Below are 22,601 nucleotides of genomic sequence, written 5' to 3' on the forward strand. Positions count from 1 at the left end.
CAGGACAGATGCGCGGCCAATTGCGGATGCGGACACGGATTGGCTAAGAGGGATCGACCAGAGGGGTTTTCATGCACAGCGATATGTCCAAGACGTCCATCGGCGGCATCGGCCGCGACCGCATTGCCGATTTGCGCGAAACCGAGGGGGCAGCCTTCCGCAAGGCGCGGCCAAAATCGCAAGCCAAGATCGGCAACGGCCTGCCCGGCTTCTTCGGCGGCGTGCCTATGCACTGGATGAACGATTGGCCGACGCCGTTCCCGATCCTGGTCGACAGCGCCAGGGGTGCCACGATCACCGATATCGACGGAAACAAGCTCGACGATTTCTGCCTTGGAGACACCGGCTCGATGTTCGGCCATTCGCCGCCACCGGTGGCACGCGCCATCCGCCGCCAGGCTGGACGCGGCCTGACCTATATGCTGCCTTCGGAAGATGCGCTGGCCATAGGGTCGCTGCTGCAGCAGCGCTTCGGCATGCCGTTCTGGCAGATCGCGACGACGGCGACCGACGCCAACCGCTTTGCATTGCGCGTCGCCCGCGCAATCACCGGCCGCGAAAAAATCCTGGTCTTCAACGGTTGCTATCATGGCTCGGTCGACGAGACGATGGTGCGGCTGATCGACGGCAAGCCCGTCAACCGGCCGGGATTGGCCGGCGAGTTCCGCGACCTGACCCGCACGGCCAAGGTCATCGAGTTCAACGATGTTTCAGCACTCGAAGCCGCGCTCAGGGATAAGGATGTGGCCTGCGTCATTGCCGAACCGGTGCTGACCAACTCCTGTATGGTGCTGGCCGATCCGGGTTACCATGACGCCCTGCGCAAACTGACACGCCAAGCCGGCACGCTGCTTCTGATCGACGAGACGCACACGATCTCGACCGGCCCCGGCGGCTATACGAGGAAGTATGGCCTCGACCCGGACCTCTTCGTGCTGGGCAAGCCGATTGCCGGAGGTGTGCCGGCCAGTGTCTGGGGCATGAGCGACGACGTTGCCTCACGCTACGCGGATTACAACAGGACCAAGGAGCCGGGCTATTCCGGCATGGGCACGACGCTGTCGGCCAACCCGCTGCAGTTCGCGGCGATGCGCGCCACGCTCGAAGAGGTGATGACCGAGGGGAATTACGACCGGATGGATCATCTGGCGCGGCGGCTCGATGCCGGGCTGATCGGCGTGATCGATCGCTATCGTCTGCCCTGGCATGTTTCCCGCGTCGGCGCCCGCGTCGAGTTCATCTGTGCGCCCGGTCCGCTGCGCAATGGCGCCGAGGCGGAAATGGCGCATGCACCGGAACTGGAGGCCGCCATCCATGTCGCGCTGGTCAATCGCGGCGTGCTGATCGCACCCTTCCACAACATGATGCTGATCTCGCCGGCGACCTCGGCTGCCCAGGTCAACCGGCTGATCACCGCCTTCGGCGCGGTTGCGGCGAAGCTTGCGGCATGAGACAAGCGGCGATGGACCACCCCAATGCCATGATAACCTCACCTTCGGGCTCGACACCTGCCGAGGCGCAAGCCTTTCTCGACGCCCATCCCGAGATCGAGGCCTTCGATATCGTCCTGACCGATGCCAATGGCGTCGGCCGTGGCAAGATCGTGCGCCGGCATGAGCTGAAGAGCATCTTCGAGGGCGGCCGCCACATGCCGATCTCGATCCTCGGCCTCGATATCACAGGCGAGGATGTACACGAGACCGGGCTGATCTGGACCACCGGCGACGGCGACCTCAGGGCCTGGCCGATCCCCGGCACGCTGGTGCCGCTCTATGGCACGAGCCCGCCGCGCGGCCAGTTGCTGATGGCGATGTACATGCTCGACGGCCGGCCGATGTCGTCGGATCCGCGGCTGGCGCTGGCTCGGCAGGTGGAGATCCTGGCGGCCAAGGGTCTCTATCCGGCCGGCGCCTTCGAACTTGAATTCTTCCTGCTGGCCAACGAACGCGACGCCGACGGCAAGGTGCAGCCCGCGCGCGCCGTGCTCGACGGCCGCGTCTCGGGCAAGACTGAAGTCTATTCGGTCGATCATCTGCACGGCATGGAGCCGCTGTTCTCCGACATCTATGCCGCGGCCAAGGCGCAAGGCATTCCGGCCGAGACGGTGATTTCCGAATATGCGCCCGGCCAGTACGAACTGACGCTGAACTACCGCAAGGATGTGATGCGGGCGGCCGACGATCTGGTCATGCTGAAGCGGCTTGTGCGGGCGCAGGCGCGCCGCCATGGCGTCACCGCCTGTTTCATGGCCAAGCCGATCGAGAAATATGCCGGCTCGGGCATGCATTTCCACGTCTCGCTGCAGGACAAGGCCGGCCGAAACGTCTTTGCCGAAGCCGGCGGCGAGAGCTGGTCGCTGCCGCTGCTGCAGGGGCTTGGTGGCCTCATCCAGACGATGGCGGAATCGATGCTGGTGTTTGCGCCGCACGCCAATTCCTGGCGGCGTTTCGTCTCGCAATCCTATGCGCCGGTGGCGCCGACCTGGGGCGTCAACAACCGCTCGGTGGCGCTACGCGTGCCGGCAGGCGACGCGAAGAACCGGCGCATCGAGCACCGCCCGTCCGGCGTCGACGCCAACCCTTATCTGATCGCCGCGACCGTGCTCGCCGGCATCATCAAGGGCATGGATGAAGGCCTCGATCCGGGCCCCGAAACGACCGGCAACGGCTATGAGGCAGCGGTCACGCGCACGACCATGCCTGTCGACTGGCGCGCCGCGATCGAAGCGGCGCGGACGTCCAGCTTCCTGAAGAACGCGCTCGGCGAGGACCTGCACCGGACGTTCGTGGCGATCAAACAGTCCGAGTATCTGCGGGTGGCACGCACGGTCAGCGAACTGGATTACCACCTCTATCTGCACGAGGTTTGATGGATTCATGATGGGCGGCGATCACTTTTTCGCCGCCTCCATCAAATGAGGTAGCGGATCTCCTGTTCAGAACATATCATGAACATATGAGCGCACTTACCGTCCGTGAAAAGCTGGCGATCCTCTCCGACGCCGCCAAATACGATGCCTCCTGCGCCTCTTCCGGTGCTGCAAAAAAGGATTCCTTGAAATCCGGCGGCATCGGCTCCACCGAAGGCATGGGCATCTGTCATTCCTACGCGCCGGATGGCCGCTGCATTTCCCTTCTCAAGATCCTGCTGACCAATTTCTGCATCTACGATTGCAGCTATTGCATCAACCGCTCGTCGTCCAATGTGCGGCGCGCCCGTTTCACCATCGAAGAGGTGGTGAAACTGACCATGGATTTCTACAGGCGCAACTATATCGAAGGCCTGTTCCTGTCCTCCGGCGTCGTCCGCTCACCGGACGAGACCATGGGCGAGATGGTCGAGGTGGCACGCCGGCTGCGCTTGGAGGAGAAGTTCTCCGGCTACATCCATCTGAAGACGATCCCGGAAAGTTCGGCGGAACTGGTCGAGAAGGCAGGGCTTTATGCCGACCGGCTGTCGATCAACGTTGAACTGCCGACCGATGAGGGCGTGAAGCGGCTGGCGCCCGAGAAGAAGCCGGAGACAATCCGGCTTTCCATGGCCAGGCTGCGCCAGAAGATGGAGGAGAAGGCTGAGCCGACTTTGAAGACCAAGAAGCGCGAACGCTTTGTGCCGGGCGGTCAGTCGACGCAGATGATCATCGGCGCCGACAAGACATCCGACGACGGCATCCTTCACACCAGCGCGCGGCTCTATGGCAGCTATCATCTGCGGCGCGTCTATTACTCGGCTTTCAGCCCCATTCCGGATTCGTCATCGTCGCTGCCCTTGCTGAAACCACCGCTGATGCGCGAGCACCGGCTCTATCAGGCCGACTGGCTGATGCGGTTCTATGGGTTTTCACAGCCGGAAATCCTTGCCGGGAGCAGCGACGGCATGCTCGATCTCGCCATAGACCCGAAGCTCGCCTGGGCGCTGCGCAACCGGGGACAGTTTCCGGTCGACATCAACCGCGCCGACCGCGAAGCGCTGCTGCGGGTGCCGGGTCTCGGCACCAAGGTGGTGGCGAAGATTTTGGAGACGCGCCGGCACCGGCGCATGCGGCTCGAGGACGTCGGACGGATCTGCCAGTCGGTCGCCAAGCTCAGGCCCTTCATCATCGCCGAAGGCTGGTCACCTGGTGCGCTGACCGACAAGGCCGGCCTGCGCGACAGGATCGCCTACTCCTGCGAACAATTATCGTTGTTTTGATCATGCGGCCGGCGCAACTCGATCTCGCCAGATACAGAGTTCGGCTCGACAGCGAGACGGATTTTGCCGGCTGGCGTGACGCGGCACGGCGGCTCGCCCTGAATGAGGTCAGGCCCGAGGACGTCGGCTGGCATGTCGCGCCGGGCTCTGATCAGGCAGAATTGCCTGAAGTGCCTGCGGGCGCGCAGCTCGTCGTGCCGCGCGACTTCATCGGGCATGCCGAAACGGCGTTCTGCCATTCCGATTCCGGCCGGTTTGCCTTTATCTACAGAGTGCTTTGGCGATTGCGCGACGAGCCTAAACTGCTGGAAATCGCGTCGGATCCCGACACCAGGCGGCTTGAGACCATGGAAAAGGCGGTGCGGCGCGACAGCCACAAGATGCACGCCTTCGTGCGCTTCCGAAAAATCGGCGACGGTGCCGATGAGCGCTATGTCGCCTGGTTCGAGCCGGATCATTTCATCGTCGAGCGCAACGCCGATTTCTTCGTCAGGCGTTTCACCGGCATGCGCTGGACGATCCTGACGCCCTATGCCTCCGCCGATTGGGATGGCGAAAGGCTGGCGATGGGGCCGGGTGCTGCCAAGGGCGATGCGCCTGATCAAGACGACACCGAGGCGCTCTGGCGGACTTATTTCGAGAACATCTTCAACCCGGCGCGGCTGAAGGTGAAGGCGATGCAAAGGGAGATGCCAAAGAAATATTGGCGGAACCTTCCCGAGGCCTCGCTCATTCCAGACATGATCGCAGGAGCGGACAAGGCCGCCAAGGACATGATTGCGAAGATGCCGACAACACCCGCGCCGCACCACGCAAAGGTGCAGGCACGGCATTGGCCGAAGCAACAGCCTGCCGAGACGGCGGAGGACGATGCCGCAAGCACGATTTCCGAGTTGCGTGAGGTAGCGAAAGGCTGCCGTCGCTGCCCGCTTTGGCGCGACGCGACGCAGACCGTCTTCGGTGAGGGCCCCGACAATGCCAAAGTGATCTTCGTCGGCGAACAGCCGGGGGATCAGGAGGATCTCGCCGGCAAACCTTTCGTTGGTCCGGCCGGCAAGGTGTTCGATGCGATCCTGGACGATGCCGGTGTCGATCGGCAAAAGGTCTATGTCACTAACGCAGTCAAGCACTTCAAGTTCGAGCCGCGCGGCAAGCGCCGCATCCACTCCAAGCCGAATTCCGGTGAGATTCAGGCCTGCCGCTGGTGGATCGACCAAGAATTCGAGCTGATCAAGCCTAACCTCGCCGTGGCACTCGGCGCGACAGCGGCGATGTCGCTGCTCGGCAAGGCGATCCCGGTGACAAAGATGCGCGGACAAGTGATCGAGCGCGAGGACGGATTGCGCGTGTTCATCACCATCCATCCCTCCTTCATCCTGCGCATCCACGATCGGGCGGACAAGGAAGCCGAACGCGAACGGTTCCTGCAGGATATGAAGCTGGTGAAGCGGCTGATGGCCGCCTGATCAGTTTTGTTTTTGCGCGATTCCAGACGGAAAACCGCTTCACACTTCCTGGAATTGCTTCAGCTACCTGATCAGAATTGCCCTGAGATCGTTGACATTCGTACCGGTCGGGCCGGGTACGAAAAGATCGCCAACCGCGTTGAAGGCCGTCCAGGCATTGTTGCCGGCAAGCATAGCCTTGGCGTCCACCCCGGCTGCGCGCATGCGCGATACGGTCGAGCCATCGGCGAAGGCGCCGGCATTGTCTTCCGAACCGTCGATGCCGTCGGTGTCGGCGGCCAGCGCGTGAATGCCGTCGACGCCATTGATGCCGATGGCGAAGGCCAGCAGGAATTCCGAATTGCGGCCGCCCTTGCCTTTTGCGCGCAGCGTCACGGTTGTCTCGCCGCCCGACAGGATCAGCACCGGCTTTTGAAATGGCCGGTTGCGCGTCGCCACTTCGCGCGCGATCGCGGCATGGACGCCGCCGACTTCGCGCGCTTCGCCCTCGATCGCATCGGAGAGGATGATGGCTTCAACGCCTTGCCGTTTCGCTTCCGCAACAGCCGCTTCGAGCGACACCCCGGCCGAAGCGATCAAATGCACCTCGTTGCGCGAAAAGCGCTCGTCATCCGGGCTTGGCGCATCGGCGGCCGGCGAATTGATATGCGCCATCACCGAGGCCGGCAGTTTCATGCCATAGGCCGATATCGAGGCCAGCGCGTCTGCGCGGCTGCCTGTATCCGGTACGGTTGGGCCGGAGGCGACCATTGCCGGATTGTCGCCGGGAATATCGGAGACGATCAGCGACACCACCCTGGCCGGCCATGCGGCCGCTGCCAGCCTGCCGCCCTTGATGGTGGAAAGGTGCTTGCGGATGGTGTTCATCGCCGCGATCGGCGCACCCGAGGCGAGCAGCGCCTCATTGACGGCGATCTCGTCGGCCAGCGTCAAGCCGCCGGCGGGCGACGGCAACAGCGCCGATCCGCCGCCGGAAATCAGCGCCACCACTAGGTCATCCTCAGTCAGCCCCTGGACCTTGGCGAGCAGGCGCCGCGAGGCTTCCAGACCGGCAGCGTCCGGCACCGGATGAGCCGCCTCGATGATCTCGATGCGCTCGCAGGTCGCGCCATAGCCATAGCGGGTGACGACCAGCCCTTCGATCGGGCCGGCCCACACTTTCTCGAACGCTGCCGCCATCTGCGCCGAGCCTTTGCCCGCGCCGATGACGATGGTACGGCCCTTTGGCTTGGCCGGCAGATGATCCCGGATGGTTCGTTCCGGATCGGCGGCGGCAACGGCGGCGTTGAAGATGGAGGTCAGGAAGGCCTTGGGATCGAGCACGGTCATTCGGCGTCCCGAGGCAATGCCAGCCCGCGCTTATCGACGCCCAAATGATCGCACAGCGCATCGACGACGACGCCATGATCCTCCCGCTCCGGCAGTCCGGAGACGGCGATCACACCAATGACGCCGGCGCCCTTGACGGTCACCGGAAAGCCACCGCCGGCCAGCACGTAGTCGGCAATATCCAGCCCTTCGCCGATCTTGAAGCTGCGGTCCGGGCGCTGCTGTTCCAGCACCATGCGGTAGGTGCTTCTCAGGAACCGCTTGACCACATTGGTCTTGCGCCGCGCCCAGTCGGGGTTCGAGGCGTTCGAACCCGGCATCGCGGCGTAGAACAGCGGCCGGTCCCACAGCCTGATGTCGACTATGATGGGCAGGTTCTCGGCAATTGCACGATCGCGAATGGCGGAGCCGATTTTGAAAGCGACGGCCTCGTCGAAGGTGGCGAAGACAAGGGTCTCTTCCTGTCTCTTGATCAGAGCGATGTCGTCAGCAACGGCCATTTTCTTTCTCCGAAATCGTCACACGTCGTGTGTACGACAAGCTCCGCTCGGTCAAGCTTCCGTGGAGCGGCCCCTCATCCGGCCGCTTCGCGGCCACCTTCTCCCCGGTGGGGAGAAGAGGAAAGCGTCGGCACTGGCGATCTCCTCTCCCCTCGGGGAGAGGTCGGATTGCCCCGAATTGCCCTTGCAATTTGGTTGGCAATCCGGGTGAGGGTTCTTACCCCGCGATCATATCCGCCTTGGCTGGCCGCCCCGCCACATAAACCTCGCGGACAGTGCGGTCGTCACCCAGCGTTTGCAGGAGAAACAGTTCCTGCGCCAGCGTCTCGACCGTTTCCATCCTGAGCCGCATCGCCGGCGTTGCCCTGGCGTCCAGCACGACGATGTCGGCATCGCTGCCTTCATCCAGCGTGCCGATCTTGTCAGCCACCGACAGCGCCTCGGCATTGCCGCGCGTCATCTGCCAGAAGGACTGGAGCGGGTTGAGCTTCTCTCCGTTCAGCGCGATCACCTTGTAGCCCTCGTCCATGGTGCGCAGCATGGAGTAGTTGGTGCCGCCGCCGACATCGGTGGCAGCGGCGATCCGGACCGGCTTGTCGCGGCGCCGGAAGCGCTGGTAGTCGAACAGGCCGGAACCGAGGAACAGGTTGGAGGTCGGGCAGAACACCGCTACCGAGCCCGAGTCCGAAAGCGCATCCGCTTCGCGCTCCGACAGATGGATGCAATGTCCAAACAGGCTCTTTTTGCCCAACAGCCCGTAGTGCTCGTAAACGTCGGTATAGTCGCGCGACCACGGGTAGAGTTCCTGCGTGAAAGCGATTTCGGCGTGGTTTTCCGACAGATGCGTCTGCATGTGCAGGTCGGGATATTCCCGACACAGCGCGCCCGCCATCTCCATCTGCTCCGGCGACGAGGTGATGGCGAAGCGCGGCGTGATGGCGTAGTGCTGCCGTCCCTTGCCATGCCATTCCTTGATCAGCGCCTTCGTGTCGTCGTAACCCGATTGCGGTGTGTCGAGCACGCCGTCGGGCGCATTGCGATCCATCATCACCTTGCCGGCAATGTTGAGCATGTTGCGGTCATGCGACTCGGCGAAAAAGGCTTCGGCTGAAGCCTTGTGCACCGAGCAGTAGGCGGCGACCGTCGTTGTACCGTGGCGCACCATTTCGTCGAGGAACAGCCGCACGATGCGGCGGCCGTGCTGGGCGTTGGCGAACTTCGTTTCCTCCGGAAAGGTGTAGGTTTTCAACCAGTCGAGCAGTTCTGCGCCATAGGAGGCGATGACCTGCATCTGCGGAAAATGCACATGGGCATCTATAAAGCCGGGCAGCAGCAGATGCGGCCGGTGGTCGATTTTCTTCGCCGTCTCGCCGGCCTGCTTTTCAACATCGGCATAGGTGCCCGCAGCGACGATCCGGCGGTCGCGGATCAGCAGGCCGCCATCCTCCTCGTAGCGCCAGGCGGAATGATCGTCGATGGTCTGCGGCCAGCGCACGAAGGACAGCGTGCGGCCGCGCAGAAGTGTCGAGTTCATGCTATCTCCCTGCGCCTTCGAACCAAGCCACCAGCAGTGCCCTTTCCTTGTCGGTAATCTGGCTGACGTTGGCGGGCGGCATGGCGTGGCTGCGACCGGCCTGCAGATAGATCTCGCGGGCGTGGTTGGCGATATCCGCATCGGTGTCGAGCATCACGCCCTTCGGTGCATGATAGATGCCCTCATAGACCGGCTCCGCCGCATGGCACATCGAGCAGCGGCCGAGCACGGTGTCGCGCACGGCCGGGAAATGCGCTGAAGCGACATAGATTTGCGCCGACGCGGATTCCTTGGGTTCGCCGGTCAGCACTTTCGGCGCAGTCGACAGCCAGATGATGACGATGAACAGGACGAGTGCCGCCATCCAGGTCCAGGTCGGATTGCCTTTGCGGGCATGGATCGAGTTGAAATAGTGCCGGATCAGCACGCCGATGATGAACACCAGCGAGGCGATGACCCAGTTGAACTCAGTGCCGAACGCCAGGGGATAATGGTTCGACAGCATCAGAAACAGCACCGGCAGCGTCAAATAGTTGTTGTGCAGCGAGCGCTGCTTGGCGATCTTGCCGTATTTCGGATCGGGCTTGCGGCCAGCGATGAGGTCGGCGACAACGATCTTCTGGTTGGGGATGATAACCATGAAGACGTTGGCCGACATGATCGTGGCGGTGATGGCGCCCAGATGCAGGAAGGCGGCGCGGCCGGTGAAGAGATGCGTCAGCCCCCAGGCGATGAACACCAGCACACAGTAGAGCACCAGCATCAGGCCGGTGTCGCTTTTGCCGAGCGGCGAGCGGCACAGCAGATCATAGACCACCCAGCCGACGCCGATCGTTGCCAACGACAGCAGGATGCCGACCGGGACGGACATTGGGAGCACGTTGGGATCGATCAGGAACAGATCGGCCCCGGCATAATAGACGACGCACAGCATGGCGAAGCCGGACAGCCAGGTGGCGTAGGATTCCCATTTGAACCAGGTCAGATGCTCGGGCATTTCGGCCGGCGCCACCAGATATTTCTGGATGTGGTAAAAGCCGCCGCCATGCACCTGCCATTCCTCGCCGAAGGCGCCGACGGGCATGCCGGGACGCTGGCGCAGGCCGAGGTCGAGCGCGACGAAGTAGAAGGACGAGCCGATCCAGGCGATGCCGGTGATGACGTGCAGCCAGCGCACGGCAAAACTTAGCCAGTCCCAGAAAATCGCGAAATCCATCATTGAAATCGTCCCTGCCGATTGGGCGACTTTACGGGTTGGAGCGCAAACGGAAAGAGGCGAGGCGCACGATGACTTTCAAAAAAAAATGGAAAATACTAGGGTAGTCACACGCAGCAGGATGGGAGCCGCCCGAAGGCGGCCTCAGGAAAGCCACGAAACCGCATGGCCTATCTGGACAACATTGCCGTCTTCGTTCGCGTGGTCGAACTCGGCAATCTGTCGGCGGCCGGTCGCGACATGCGGATTTCGCCGGCGGTCGCCTCCAACCGCATCAAGGAGTTGGAGAAGCACCTGGGCGTGCGTCTGTTCAACCGCACGACGCGGCAATTGATGCCGACCGAGCATGGCACGGTTTTTTACGGGGGCGCCAAGCAGGTCTTGGAGGCGATCACCGAGGCGGAAGCCGCGGTCTCGGCGCTTTCCGGCCAGCCGCGCGGCACCATCCGCGTTACGGCACCCTTGGGCCTCGGCCGCCGGCTGGTCGCCTCGGGCATTCCCGATTTTCACGACAAATACCCAGACATCGAGGTGAGGCTGAGGCTTTCGGACCACAATGTCGACATCATGAAGGAAGGCATCGATGTCGCCTTCCGGCTCGGCATCATCGAAGATTCCAGCCTCAGGATGCGCGGCATCATGGAATGCGAGCGCGTGCTGGTGGCGGCGCCGAAATATCTCGAGGCCCGCGGCGAACCGTTGGAGCCGCAGGAGCTGATCGGCAAGAAGCACGACTGCCTGATGCTGCGTTATTCCGGCGCGCGCGAATATGTGTGGACGCTGCAGACCCCCACAGGCCCGCAGAAATTCGAGGTGCACGGGCCCTACGACACCGACGATGGCGACGTGCTGACCGGCTGGGCGCTTTCGGGGCGCGGCATCATCAACAAGCCGCGCTTCGAGGTCGAGCCATTCATCCGCGACCGGCGGCTGAAGGTGATCCTGAGCAGCACGCCACCGACACCGGTGCAGTTCGCCGCCGTCTATCCGCACAAGAAGCTGCAGGATCCAAAAGTACGGCTGCTGCTCGACTTCATGGCCGAGCGCTGCCAGCGACTGATCAACGATCTGCTAGCTGGGAAATAATGCTGGCCGGCACGTGACCGGCGCTTGGCCCAGCGCCAGCGGTTGCCATCCCTGGATGTGGCGAACATAGTTCGGGTGGTATTTCGTCTCGCAGGGACCATCGATGGACAACGGCGCCACAATGCATCTTGCCGTTTCGCTGTTTCCGGGAACCATCGATCCATCACCGGGGCGGGAATTCAGCCGCCTGGCCGGTTTAGTGCAAAAGGCCGAAGCAGCGGGCCTGGACATGGTGCTGCTTGCCGATTCAGCGCCGGCTTCCGGCGGCGGTGCCGCGAACAGTCCGATGCCCTTCGAAGCGACCACTTTGCTGGCCGCATTGGCAACAGTCACAAGCAGGATCGGCCTGGTTGCCGCTGCCTCGACAATTGCCCACCAACCTTACAATCTGGCGCGCCGTTTCGCTTCGCTCGACATCATCAGCCATGGCCGCAGTGGCTGGAACGCGACCATGGCGCAGGCGCCACGGGAAGCAGCCAATTACAGCCGGCCCGAAGGATTTTCGCCTGACGATTTCCGCCGTCGCAGTGAGGAATATATCGGCATCGTGCAAGGTCTGTGGCAGGGCTGGGATGCGGACGCGCTGCTGTTCGACCAGAGCGGCGGCCGCTTCCACGACCCCGAAAAAATGCATCTGCTCGAGCACAGAGGCGCGTTCTTTTCCGTGCGCGGACCGCTGAACGTCGCGCGGTCGCAGCAGGATACACCGGTGCTCGTCTTGTCGGGACTGTCGGTATCAGACCTGGATATTGCCGCCCGCACCGCCGATGTCATCCTGCTGGATAACGGACCGGTGGAGGGCGCGACAGCACGCTATGACGATATCAGGCGCCGTGTCACGGCGTGCGGACGCGATCCGGATGCCGTGAAGCTGCTGACGAACGTCGCGCTTATCGCCGATAGCAAGCCGGCTGCCGTCGCCGACAGCATGGAAAAAGGCTTCCGGGCGAAAAGCTGCGACGGGTTCACCATCCAGATGCCGGCACAGCTTTCAGCGCTAGGCGATTTCGTCGGCTTGATTCTGCCGGAACTGCGGCGGCGTGGCTTGGTTCGAGAAAGCAATCGCGGAAAAACGCTGCGCTCGCATCTCGGGCTTGCCGGCGGAGGTGACCAATGACCGCTCGCCAGATGAAGCTCGGCGCCTTTCTGTGGGCGACAGGCCACCACATCGCCGCCTGGCGCCATCCCAAGGCGCACATCACCGCCGGCACTGACATCGACCATTACATCGCGCTGGCGCGCACGGCGGAGGCGGCGAAGTTCGACATGATCTTCTGCGAGGACGCCGCCGGCCTGCGCGAGGCCAATATCGGCATCGCCAGCCAGACGTCGCGCTCGATCGGCTTCGAGCCGATCAGTCTGCTTTCGGCGCTTGCCGTCCAGACCAGCCGCATCGGCCTCGTCTCGACAGCCTCGACGAGCTACAACGAGCCCTATGGGCTCGCACGAACCTTCCTGTCGCTCGATCATCTGAGTGGCGGCAGGGCCGGCTGGAACCTGGTCACCTCGGCCAGCCCCATCGAGGCCGCCAATTTCGGCTCGACCGGCCTCAAGCCCCATGCCGATCGCTATGAGCGCGCGCGTGAATTCGCCGAAGTCGTCACCGGGCTCTGGAACGGCAAGCTCGGCGCCTCCGGTCACGACGGCCAGAGCTTTTCGGTTCGCGACCCGCTCGATCTGCCACGCTCGCCGCAGGGCGCCCCGGTCATGGTTCAGGCCGGCGCCTCGGATGTCGGCCGCGACCTTGCCGCCCGCACCGCCGATGTGGTGTTCACCGCGGCGCAGACCTTCGAGGAAGCGAAGGCCTTTTACGACGATCTCAAGGGACGTCTGGCGGCCTATGGGCGCGAGCCTGACGACATCAAGATCATGCCCGGCGTCGCGCCGGTGGTGGCGGAGACCGAAGCGGAGGCCCTTGAAAAATATGAGGAATTGCAGGCGCTGATCCCCGACGATGTCGGCGTTGCGCTGCTGTCCAGCTATCTCAGCATCTCCGATCTGTGGCGCTACCCGATCGACGGGCCGCTGCCGGATCTGCCGGAGAGCGAGGGGATGAAAAGCCGGCAGGCGCTGGTCATCGAGCAATCGCGCCGCGACGGCCTCTCCATCCGCCAGCTTGCCCGGCATTTCGCCGGCGCGCGTGGCCATTGGCGCATCGTCGGCACTGCGGCCCAAGTCGCCGACGAACTGCAGGCTCGGTTCGAGGGTGGCGCGGCCGACGGTTTTAACGTCATGCCCTCATATTTCCCAGGCGAACTGGATGCCTTTGCCACGCTCGTCGTGCCGGAACTGCAGCGACGCGGCCTGTTTCGCAAGGAGTACGACGGCCGCACACTGCGCGACCATCTGGGGCTGAAGCGGCCGGTTTAGCTGCGGCGCAGCTTAGCCCGCCATCACCCTGCCATGCGGAATTTGCTGGTCGGCACTTAAGGCTGCGCTGTGACTGACCAGCGCCGTCATGATCTCAGCTGCCGCCAGCGCCGCGATGACCTGTGGGCGCTTGTCTTTGACCGTATCGCCGCCGATCGGCGAGACGAGGCGGGCAAACTCGGCCTCGCTGCCTGCCGCCGATTTCAGGAACCAGTTCCTGAACGTCGCTTTCTTGGTCTTCGAGCCGATCATGCCGACATAGGCGGCATCGCCGCGCTTCAGCGCCTCGGCGACGATCAGGAAATCCAGCGCATGATCGTGGGTCAGGATGGCGAAGGCGGTGCCGGCGGGAGCGTTTCGCACCTCGGCCTCGGGCATCGGCGTCAGCCGGGTCTCGACGGTCTCCGGCATGCCTTCCAGTGCTTCGGCCCGCGTCTCGATGACGATGCCGTGCACGGGAAGAAGTGCGATCGTCGACGCCAGCGCCTGGCCGACATGGCCGCCGCCGAAGATGTAGACACGCGGCAGGTGCGCCTCCTCGGCTTCCGCAGCCGCAACCAGATCGGCGGCAAGGGCTGCATCGACGAGCCGGATCAGCACTTCGACGCGCCCGCCGCAGCATTGGCCGATTTCCGGGCCTAGCGGCACATCGAGGGTCGCGCGGCTTTCCCTGCCCCTTGAGGGGAGGGTGGCGGCGAAGCCGCCGGGTAAGATCGGATCGGCGCGGGTTCTCTCCCCCCTTGAGGGGGAGAAAAGCATCTGCCGGGCTTTGTCGATCGCCATGTATTCGAGTTGACCGCCGCCGATGGTGCCAAAGATCGCCGCCTGCGAGACGAGCATGAAGGCGCCCTTCTCGCGTGGCGTCGAGCCTTTTGTTCCGGTCACTTCGACCAGGGCAACCTGGCCGGCGCTGGTGAGAAAGGCTTTCAGGCTTTGCACTTTCGAGTTCATGGTTCACATTCCCGAATGGGAAATATAGGTTTTTCGGCCCAGATTGCACATTCTGCCAGATTCAGGCGCCGGCCTTCGTCTCTTTCTTCAGCCTCTCGATCGCCATCAGCACCCGCTCCGGCGTTGCAGGAGCATCGAGGCGCGGACAGATCTTGTGGTCGGCGACGCTGGCCACTGCATCCGACAGGGCGTGCAGCACCGACATGCCGAGCGGGAACGGCGGCTCGCCGACTGCCTTGGAGCGGTGGATGGTCGGCTCGCTCGCTTCCGGCCAGTCGGCCAAGGTGACGTTGAATATCTTCGGCCGGTCGGAGGCGAGCGGGATCTTGTAGGTCGATGGCGCGTGCGTGCGCAGCCGGCCCTTGGCGTCCCACCACAGTTCTTCCGTCGTCAGCCAGCCCATGCCTTGGATGAAGCCGCCCTCGATCTGGCCGATGTCGATGGCGCTATTCAGAGATCGGCCGCAGTCATGCAGAATATCGGTGCGCTCGACCATGTATTCGCCGGTCAGCGTGTCGACCGAGACCTCCGAGCACGACGCGCCATAGGCGAAATAATAGAAGGGGCGGCCCTCGCCCTTGTCGCGGTTCCAGTGGATTTTCGGCGTCTTGTAGAAACCCGCCGCCGACAGCTGGATGCGAGCCATATAGGCCTGCTTGATGAGGTCGGCGAAGGCGATTTCCTGGTTGCCGATGCGCACCCGGTTGGGCAGGAACAGCACCTGATCGCGCGGCACCTGATATTTTTCAGCGGCGAAATCGATCAGCCGGTCCTTGATCTGGCGAGCGCCATTTTGCGCCGCCATGCCGTTGAGATCGGAGCCGGACGACGCTGCCGTGGCCGAAGTGTTCGGCACCTTGCCGGTCGTGGTCGCGGTGATCTTGACCTGGTCGAGGTCGATCTGGAACTCTTCCGCCACCACTTGCGCAACCTTGACGTAGAGGCCCTGCCCCATCTCGGTGCCGCCATGGTTCAGATGCACCGAACCGTCGGTATAGACATGCACCAGCGCGCCGGCCTGGTTATAATGCGTGGCGGTGAACGAGATGCCGAACTTGACCGGCGTCAGCGCCAGGCCGCGCTTGATGAAACGGCTGTTGGCGTTGAAGGCCGATATCTCACGCCGGCGCCGCGCATAGCTGGCGCTTTGCTCGAGCTCGGCGACGATGCGCTGGATGATGTTATCCTCGACCGTCTGGTGGTAGGGCGTGATGTTGCGGTCTGACGTACCATAAAAATTCTTCTTGCGGATTTCGAGTGGATCCTTGCCGACGGCGAAGGCCACCTCGTCGATGACGCGCTCGGCGCCGACCATGCCTTGCGGGCCGCCGAAACCACGAAAGGCGGTGTTCGACACGGTGTTGGTGTAGAGCGGCGCCGATTGCGCATGCACCGCCGGCCAGAAATAGGTGTTGTCGCAGTGGAACAGTGCGCGATCGGTCACCGGGCCGGAAAGGTCCGACGAAAAACCGCAGCGCGCCGCGAACATGAAATCGACGCCGAGGATGTTGCCCTCGTCATCGAAGCCGACTTCGTAGTCGACGAGGAAATCGTGACGCTTGCCGGTGGCGATCATGTCGTCGTCGCGGTCGGGCCGGATCTTCACGGCGCGATGGTGTTTCTTCGCGGCGATCGCCGCCAATGCGGCAAACTGGTTGCCTTGCGTCTCCTTGCCGCCGAAGCCGCCGCCCATCCGGCGGATCTCCACCGTGATGGCATTGCTCGGCACGCCGAGTGCATGGCTCACCATGTGCTGGACTTCGCTCGGATGCTGGGTCGAGGAATAGATGGTGACGTCCTGATCCTCGCCCGGAATGGCCATGGCGATATGGCCTTCGAGATAGAAGTGTTCCTGGCCGCCGATGCGCATTTTTCCCTTTAGCCGGCGCGGCGCCTGACGGATCGCTGTAGCGGCATCGCCGCGCTTCAGCGTCAGTGGCGGCGTGACGACCTTGTCCTTCTTCGGATCGAGCGCGCCAATGTCGGTGACGAAGGGCAATTCCTTGTATTCGACCTTGGCCAATCTGGTGGCGCGACGCGCCTGCTCGCGCGTCTGCGCAATGACGCAAAAGATTGGCTGGCCATAGAATTGCACCTTGCCGTCGGCCAGCACCGGCTCGTCGTGGCGGCCTGTCGGCGAAATGTCGTTCTCGCCCGGCACATCCTTGGCCGTCAGCACGTCGACAACACCGGGCGCTGTACGCACCGCCGAGAGATCCATGCTGGTAATCGTGGCATGCGTGGCGGCAGAAAGCCCGAGGCAGCCATGCAGCGTGCCGGCCGGTTCCGGCATGTCGTCGATATAGACGGCCGTGCCGCTGACATGCTTGTGGGCGGAGTCATGGCGTTGATCGGTGGCAACGCCGCCGGCGATCTTTTCAGCCTTCAGATTGGGGGGAGCGTGCTTGTTCATCATGCCGCCTCGTGCCTCGAAACCTGGATCGGCTCCCTGGTACCGCTGGTCTCGGCGAAGAAGCGCAGCAAGAGATTGCGCGCCGCGAGCGCACGATACTCGGCCGAGGCCCGCATGTCGGTGAGCGGGGTGAAATCCCTGGCATATTCGACCATCGCCGCGTCAACCGTGGTCTCCGTCCATGGCTTGCCGAGCAGCGCTTTTTCGACAGAAGACGCCCGCTTCGGCGTCGCCGCCATGCCGCCATAGGCAATGCGCACCTCCGCGACCGTGCCATCGCTGGCCAGCGTCAGGAAGAAGGCGCCGAGGGCCGCGGTGATGTCCTCATCGCGGCGCTTGGTGATTTTGTGGACGGCGAATTTCGTGCCCTTGACCGGAACCGGAACGTGCACGGCCTCGACGAATTCGCCCGGCTGCCGGTCCTGTTTGCCATAGGCAATGAAGAAGGTTTCCAGTGGAATCGAGCGCCGCTTCTTGCCCTTGCGCAGGGTGAGACTTGCGCCAAGAGCGATCAAGGGCGGCGGCGTGTCGCCGATCGGCGAGCCGTTGGCGATATTGCCGCCGATGGTCCCCATGTTGCGCACCTGTTCGCCGCCGATGCGATCGAACAACGGCCCCAGCGCCGGGATACGCTTCGCCAATATCGCGAAGGCATCAGTGTAGGTGACGCCCGCGCCGATCGAAATGATGCCGTTGTCTTCCGAGATGGTGCAAAGTCCGTCGAGATTGCCGATGAAAATGGCCGGCGAAATATCGCGCATGTGCTTGGTCACCCAGAGGCCGACATCGGTCGAGCCGGCAACGATGGTGGCGCCGGGTTCCTTGTCCAGCACGGCGGCGAAATCATCGACATCGGCCGGCACGACCAGCCGCGTCTTGGCCGAACCGATCTCAATCCGGGCGCCGTCATGCATGGCCTCGAGCCTCGCGGTGATCGCCTTGCGCTCCGTGGCCAGCGGATCCTTTACCGCCTTGCCGTAGCTGGAGATGGCATGCGCAGCGCGCATGATCGCCTCGTAGCCGGTGCAGCGGCAGAGATTGCCTTGCAAGGCCTTTTCGATATCCGCGTTCGACGGATTCGACGACTTCATCCACAGGCCATAGAGCGACATGACGAAGCCCGGTGTGCAGAAGCCGCATTGCGAGCCGTGGAAATCGACCATCGCCTGCTGCACCGGATGCAGTTGGCCTGATACGCCGCGCAGATGCTCGACGGTCACGACATGGGTGGCGTCCAACGAGCCGAGGAAACGGATGCAGGCATTGACGCTTTCATAGACCAGCCCGCCGGCCGAGAGCTTGCCGACCAACACGGTGCAGGCGCCGCAATCGCCCTCGGCGCAGCCTTCCTTGGTGCCGCGCAGCGACCGGTCGAGCCGCAGCCAGTCGAGCAGGGTCGCGTCGGGTGCCACCGACGAAAGCGCGACGTCCCTGCCGTTGAGGATGAAGCGGATTTCATTGCGGATGCTAATTTTGGCCATGCCTCAGCTCCCCCTGTAGGTCGAATAGCCATAGGGCGAGACGAGCAGCGGCACATGGTAGTGCAGCGGTTCGGCCATGCCGAAGCGGATCGGTATCACATCGAGAAAGGCGGGGTTCGGCAGGCTCGACCCCTGCTGGCGCAAATAGTCGCCTGCGGCGAAGACCAGTTCGTATTCTCCGGGGCGGAACTCCGCGCCGGCGAGCAGCGGCTTGTCACAACGGCCGTCGGCATTGGTGACAACGGTCTTCAAATGTGTCCGCGCCTTGCCCTCGAGGTGATAAAGCGCGATCGACAATCCCGCCGCCGGCTTGCCTGTCGCCGTGTCGAGGACATGGGTCGTCAGACGCCCGCCATCGGCATTCGACGTTTCTGCCATTGGCCGCCTCCCATTTCCGGTACGAGCGAATTGGCCCGGTACGATCAAGTATCAACAGTGAATTGTGCGCCAATTAAAGGCGATGCATAAGTCCCGGTCGAGCGGAGTGCGACAAAAACACTTTCAAAAATTTTCGGGGGAATGCGAGAAGCACCCTTTCGATATTCTGATCATACTTCGGGCCATGCCCGGCGGGAGGGACGATGCGTTACAGCAGAGACATGCGCGGCTACGGAGTCAATCCGCCGGACCCGAAATGGCCTGGCGGCGCGCATGTCGCCGTGCAGTTCGTCGTCAACTACGAGGAAGGCGGCGAGAACTGCGTGCTGCATGGCGACAAGGCGTCCGAAGCCTTCCTGTCGGAAATCGTCGGCGCGGCACCCTGGGTGGGCCAGCGCCACTGGAACATGGAATCCATCTACGAATACGGTGCCCGCGCCGGTTTCTGGCGGTTGCTGCGGCTGTTCAGCGAGGCCGAGGTGCCGATCACCTGCTATGGCGTCGCCACCGCGCTCGCCCGTTCGCCGGATCAAGTCACGGCCATGCAGGAAGCCGGCTGGGAGATCGCCTCGCACGGGTTGAGATGGATCGACTACCGCGACCACAGCGCCGAGGATGAGCGCCGCGACCTCGAGGCGGCGATCAAGCTGCACTACGAAGTGACCGGCGCGCGCCCGACCGGCTGGTATACGGGTCGCACATCGATCAACACAGTGCGGATTGTGGCGGAAGAAGGCGGTTTCGACTATGTGTCGGACACCTATGACGACGAGCTGCCCTACTGGTTCGAGCATGATGGCGGCGCGCAGCTCATCATTCCCTATACGCTCGACGCCAACGACATGCGGTTCGCAACGCCGCAGGGCTTCAACTCCGGCGACCAGTTCTTTGCCTATTTGAAGGACAGCTTCGACACGCTCTATGCCGAGGGCAAGGCAGGCCGGCCACGCATGATGAACATCGGCCTGCACTGCCGCCTCGTCGGGCGGCCGGGCCGGGTGGCGGCGCTGAAGCGCTTCGTCGACTATGTGAAGTCGCACGACAGGGTCTGGCTGGCGCGGCGCATCGACATCGCCCGCCACTGGCAAGAGGTCAATCCTTATCAACCGGCGGCACTCCGCCCCTCGAAGATGGAATTCGAGACCTTCGTCCACACTTTCGGCGGCGTGTTCGAGCATTCGCCCTGGATCGCCGAACGCGCCTACGAACTGGAACTGGGCCCGGCGCATGACACTTCAGGCGGCCTGCACAATGCGCTTTGCCGTGTCTTCCGGTCCGCCAGCGAAACCGAGCGGCTTTCCGTGCTCAACGCTCATCCCGACCTTGCCGGCAAACTTGCCAAGGCCAAACGGCTGACGGCGGAATCGACCAGGGAACAGGCTTCGGCCGGCCTCGACGCGCTGACCGACAAGGAGCGCGAACTGTTTTCCAAGCTCAACGCCGCCTACGTCACCACTTTCGGTTTCCCCTTCATCATCGCGGTGAAGGGCAAGACGAGGCAAGAGATTCTGGCGGAATTCGAGGCGCGCATCGGCAACAGCCGCGGCGTCGAATTCGAAACCGCCTGCAAACAGGTCGAGCGCATCGCGCTGCTCCGCCTCAAAGACATGCTTCCGCAATAGGTTTGAACCCATGGATACGATCAGGATGCCCGAGCGAACCTATTACGCACCACATGGCGGCCACCCCGGCCAGAGCGAGCTTCTGACCGGCCGCGCCGTCTTCACCGAGGCCTATGCCGTCATTCCCCGGGGTGTGATGCAGGACATCGTGACCAGTGCGTTGCCGTTCTGGGACAAGACCCGCGCCTGGATCTTGTCGCGACCGCTATCCGGTTTTGCCGAGACGTTCTCGCAATACATTGTCGAGGTCGCGCCGAGCGGCGGCAGCGAGCGGCCGGAACCCGATGCCGGCGCCGAGGGCGCCCTGTTCGTGGTCGAGGGCGAGTTGACGGTTCTGCTTGCCGGCAAGAAGCATGTCTTGCGGCCCGGCGGCTTTGCCTTCCTGCCGCCGGCCAGCGGCTGGACGGTTCGCAACGAAAGCAAGGCCGACGTGCGCTTCCACTGGATTCGCAAGGCTTACGAGGTGGTTGACGGTCTCGATGTGCCGGAAGCCTTCTTCACCAACGAGCAGGAGATCGCGCCAACCCCTATGCCCGGCACCGAAGGCCGCTGGGCGACGACGCGGTTCGTCGATCCGGCCGATTTGCGCCACGACATGCACATGACCATTGTCACGCTGGAACCCGGCGCGGTCATTCCCTTCGCCGAGACCCATGTCATGGAGCATGGGCTCTATGTGCTGGAGGGCAAAGCGGTCTATCGCCTCAACCAGGACTGGGTCGAGGTCGAGGCCGGCGACTATATGTGGCTGCGCGCCTTCTGTCCGCAGGCCTGCTACGCGGGCGGCCCGGGAAAATTCCGCTATCTGCTCTACAAGGACGTGAACCGGCACGCCAAGCTCGGCGGCGCCGGTGTCCCCGGGCGGACGCCGTGACGCGGATCATTGCGCGGCCACTGACCCGCGAGAGCTTTGCTCCGTTCGGCGACGTCATCGATATGGGCGGCGACAACCACTACCCGATCAATGGCGGCCGCGCGGAACGCTATCACGATCTGGCGACCGCCGAGGCGATCGGACCGAATGCCCGCGTGCTGATCTCGATGGTGCGCGGCACGCCTTACGAACTGCCGCTGAAGCTGAGCATGGTCGAGCGCCACCCCTTCGGCAGCCAGGCCTTCATCCCGCTGTCGCCGCGCCCATTCCTGGTCGTCGTCTGCCATGATGGCGATGAGGGGCCGGGCGAGCCGCATGCCTTCACCACCGCACCCGGACAAGGTATCAACTATTCCCGCAATCTCTGGCATGGCGTGCTGACGCCGCTCGGCGAGCCTCAGGACTTCCTGATCGTCGACCGGGGCGGCGACGGCTCCAATCTCGAAGAATTCCATTTCTCGCATGCTTACGAGATCCATCTCCCTTAATTTTTTGTGCATGTCGTTACCCCAAAACCGGGGCACTTTTGGGCGACATGCAGCAGGAGAGCCTGAAATGACCGACATTTCTTTGATCGACCGCCTGCTCGACGTGATCGAACACGACATCGTGCCGAAGACGGCCGACGGTGTTGTCCATGGCAACAAGCTGTTCGGCGCGGCGATCCTGCGCAAGGACGACCGTTCGCTGGTGCTGGCCGAGACCAACAACGAGAGGGAAAACCCGCTCTGGCATGGCGAGGTGCACTGCCTGAAACGTTTCTACGAAATGCCGAAGGCGGAGCGCGTCGATACAAGAGACGCCATTTTCCTCGCCACGCATGAGCCCTGCTCGCTCTGCCTGTCGGCGATCACCTGGACTGGCTTCGACAATTTCTACTATCTGTTCAGCCACGAGGATTCGCGCGACAGTTTTGCCATCCCGCACGATCTGAAGATCCTGAAAGAGGTCTTCACCCTCGACCCCGGCGGCTACAATGCCGAGAATGCCTACTGGAAGAGCTTTTCTATCCGCAGGCTGGTGCGAGCGTTGCCCGAGGTAGAGCGGCAACGGCTGGAAATACGCATCGGCGCGATTTCGGCGCGCTACGATGATCTGTCCGGCGTCTATCAGGCGAACAAGGACGATAACGACATCCCGCTGAATTAGGGCTCTCGGCCTACCGGGGGGCACCCTTGAATTGCCACCTT

19 protein-coding genes are annotated in these 22,601 nt (G+C 63.1%); 11 read left to right on the top strand and 8 right to left on the bottom strand.

The annotated features are described in order from the left end of the window. Positions 1-71 precede the first annotated feature (71 nt). From NKI99_RS18265 to NKI99_RS18280, 4 genes are all read left to right on the top strand, one after another. Positions 72-1,451, top strand: coding sequence for an aspartate aminotransferase family protein (locus tag NKI99_RS18265; RefSeq protein ID WP_352611599.1), 1,380 nt, complete (start codon positions 72-74; stop codon positions 1,449-1,451). Beyond that, the gene (locus NKI99_RS18270; RefSeq protein WP_502895369.1) at positions 1,448-2,869 is read left to right on the top strand and encodes a glutamine synthetase family protein; all 1,422 of its coding nucleotides are present in this window, start codon (positions 1,448-1,450) and stop codon (positions 2,867-2,869) included. The genes NKI99_RS18265 and NKI99_RS18270 overlap by 4 nt, the downstream gene beginning before the upstream one ends. Positions 2,870-2,955: 86 nt before the next feature. Next, positions 2,956-4,191, top strand: coding sequence for a putative DNA modification/repair radical SAM protein (locus tag NKI99_RS18275; protein ID WP_023813618.1), 1,236 nt, complete (start codon positions 2,956-2,958; stop codon positions 4,189-4,191). Between the two features lie 2 nt (positions 4,192-4,193). Next, complete coding sequence (locus NKI99_RS18280; RefSeq protein ID WP_352442655.1) at positions 4,194-5,657, top strand: UdgX family uracil-DNA binding protein; 1,464 nt, start codon at positions 4,194-4,196, stop codon at positions 5,655-5,657. 63 nt (positions 5,658-5,720) lie between these two features. Here NKI99_RS18280 and NKI99_RS18285 read toward each other — a convergent pair whose 3' ends face one another. From NKI99_RS18285 to NKI99_RS18300, 4 genes are all read right to left on the bottom strand, one after another. Beyond that, entirely contained in the window at positions 5,721-6,986 is a 1,266-nt protein-coding gene (locus tag NKI99_RS18285) for a glycerate kinase type-2 family protein (RefSeq protein WP_352442654.1), read from the bottom strand. Further along, a complete protein-coding gene (locus NKI99_RS18290; protein ID WP_352551286.1) occupies positions 6,983-7,486 on the bottom strand; it encodes a heme-degrading domain-containing protein in 504 nt (167 codons plus the stop codon). Before NKI99_RS18290 ends, NKI99_RS18285 begins: the two co-directional genes overlap by 4 nt. Positions 7,487-7,703: 217 nt before the next feature. After that, positions 7,704-9,020, bottom strand: coding sequence for a guanine deaminase (gene guaD, locus NKI99_RS18295; RefSeq protein WP_352551288.1), 1,317 nt, complete (start codon positions 9,018-9,020; stop codon positions 7,704-7,706). A 1-nt stretch (position 9,021) separates the two neighbouring features. Continuing rightward, positions 9,022-10,239, bottom strand: a complete 1,218-nt coding sequence (locus NKI99_RS18300; protein WP_352551289.1) for a urate hydroxylase PuuD — start codon at positions 10,237-10,239, stop codon at positions 9,022-9,024. 162 nt (positions 10,240-10,401) lie between these two features. Between NKI99_RS18300 and NKI99_RS18305 the strand changes: the two genes are divergently transcribed. The 3 genes from NKI99_RS18305 to NKI99_RS18315 all read left to right on the top strand — a co-directional run bounded on the left by NKI99_RS18305 (position 10,402) and on the right by NKI99_RS18315 (position 13,692). Further along, a complete protein-coding gene (locus NKI99_RS18305; RefSeq protein ID WP_128302775.1) occupies positions 10,402-11,322 on the top strand; it encodes a LysR family transcriptional regulator in 921 nt (306 codons plus the stop codon). A gap of 103 nt (positions 11,323-11,425) precedes the next feature. Continuing rightward, on the top strand, positions 11,426-12,439 hold the full coding sequence (locus NKI99_RS18310) for an LLM class flavin-dependent oxidoreductase (protein ID WP_352611600.1): 1,014 nt from the start codon (positions 11,426-11,428) through the stop codon (positions 12,437-12,439). Then, complete coding sequence (locus tag NKI99_RS18315; RefSeq protein ID WP_352611601.1) at positions 12,436-13,692, top strand: LLM class flavin-dependent oxidoreductase; 1,257 nt, start codon at positions 12,436-12,438, stop codon at positions 13,690-13,692. The genes NKI99_RS18310 and NKI99_RS18315 overlap by 4 nt, the downstream gene beginning before the upstream one ends. Before the next feature lie 12 nt (positions 13,693-13,704). On the opposite strand, the gene xdhC is transcribed toward NKI99_RS18315, so the two are convergent. The 4 genes from xdhC to uraH form a co-directional block, all read right to left on the bottom strand. Beyond that, on the bottom strand, positions 13,705-14,643 hold the full coding sequence (xdhC, locus tag NKI99_RS18320; RefSeq protein ID WP_352611602.1) for a xanthine dehydrogenase accessory protein XdhC: 939 nt from the start codon (positions 14,641-14,643) through the stop codon (positions 13,705-13,707). Positions 14,644-14,704: 61 nt separating this feature from the next. Beyond that, complete coding sequence (gene xdhB / locus NKI99_RS18325; RefSeq protein ID WP_352611639.1) at positions 14,705-17,056, bottom strand: xanthine dehydrogenase molybdopterin binding subunit; 2,352 nt, start codon at positions 17,054-17,056, stop codon at positions 14,705-14,707. After that, a complete protein-coding gene (gene xdhA / locus NKI99_RS18330) occupies positions 17,056-18,537 on the bottom strand; it encodes a xanthine dehydrogenase small subunit (protein ID WP_023813629.1) in 1,482 nt (493 codons plus the stop codon). Before xdhA ends, xdhB begins: the two co-directional genes overlap by 1 nt. A 3-nt stretch (positions 18,538-18,540) precedes the next feature. Next, complete coding sequence (uraH, locus tag NKI99_RS18335; RefSeq protein WP_023813630.1) at positions 18,541-18,915, bottom strand: hydroxyisourate hydrolase; 375 nt, start codon at positions 18,913-18,915, stop codon at positions 18,541-18,543. A 203-nt stretch (positions 18,916-19,118) separates the two neighbouring features. Here uraH and puuE point away from each other — a divergent pair, with 203 nt between their 5' ends. The 4 genes from puuE (at position 19,119) to NKI99_RS18355 (ending at position 22,560) form a co-directional block, all read left to right on the top strand. Continuing rightward, on the top strand, positions 19,119-20,537 hold the full coding sequence (puuE, locus tag NKI99_RS18340) for an allantoinase PuuE (RefSeq protein WP_023813631.1): 1,419 nt from the start codon (positions 19,119-19,121) through the stop codon (positions 20,535-20,537). Between the two features lie 10 nt (positions 20,538-20,547). Continuing rightward, positions 20,548-21,411, top strand: coding sequence for a bifunctional allantoicase/(S)-ureidoglycine aminohydrolase (locus tag NKI99_RS18345; protein WP_128302771.1), 864 nt, complete (start codon positions 20,548-20,550; stop codon positions 21,409-21,411). Continuing rightward, on the top strand, positions 21,408-21,899 hold the full coding sequence (locus NKI99_RS18350) for an ureidoglycolate lyase (RefSeq protein WP_128302770.1): 492 nt from the start codon (positions 21,408-21,410) through the stop codon (positions 21,897-21,899). Before NKI99_RS18345 ends, NKI99_RS18350 begins: the two co-directional genes overlap by 4 nt. Before the next feature lie 67 nt (positions 21,900-21,966). Further along, positions 21,967-22,560, top strand: coding sequence for a nucleoside deaminase (locus NKI99_RS18355; protein WP_128302769.1), 594 nt, complete (start codon positions 21,967-21,969; stop codon positions 22,558-22,560). Positions 22,561-22,601: the final 41 nt, after the last annotated feature.

The organism is Mesorhizobium sp. M0239 (assembly GCF_040321815.1).
Lineage (GTDB): Bacteria > Pseudomonadota > Alphaproteobacteria > Rhizobiales > Rhizobiaceae > Mesorhizobium.